This is a genomic window from Gilvimarinus gilvus (assembly GCF_030518155.1).
Taxonomy (GTDB): Bacteria; Pseudomonadota; Gammaproteobacteria; order Pseudomonadales; family Cellvibrionaceae; genus Gilvimarinus; species Gilvimarinus gilvus.
Genome location: NZ_JAULRU010000372.1, coordinates 1 through 479 on the forward strand (window position 1 = coordinate 1; position 479 = coordinate 479).

1 protein-coding gene is annotated in these 479 nt (G+C 64.1%); it reads left to right on the forward strand.

The annotated features are described in order from the left end of the window. Positions 1 to 479, forward strand: a 479-nt coding sequence (gene rsgA / locus QWI17_RS06565) for a GTPase RsgA (RefSeq protein ID WP_441294584.1), incomplete at both ends; no start/stop codon positions are given.

A 479-nucleotide genomic window follows, 5' to 3' on the forward strand; every position in this document is an offset into this window, starting at 1 on the left:
GGAATGTTCATGGCCAAACGCCAGCTCAATCGCCGCCAGAACTGGCGCATCGAAAAAATCCAGGGCGAGCGTGCTGCTCGCGCGGCCAAACGCGAGCAGCATGTGCTGCAGGAACTGGAAGGTGGCGACCTGGGGCCGGAACAACTTGGCCTGGTGATTGCCCACTTTGGCGTGCAGGTCGAGGTGGAGGCCCAGGATGGCGACGTTGCAGGCCAGGTGTTCCGCTGCCACTTGCGCGCCAACCTGCCAGCACTGGTCACTGGCGACCGCGTGGTATGGCGTGCAGGCAACCAGGGCATAGGCGTGATCGTGGCGCAGATGCCACGCAGCACCGAACTGTGCCGGCCAAACAACCATGGCCAGTTGAAACCGGTCGCAGCCAACGTCGACCTCATCGTGATCGTGTTTGCCCCGGCCCCGGAACCGCACCCGAACCTGATCGACCGTTACCTGGTCGCTGCCGAGCATGCAGGCCTGCG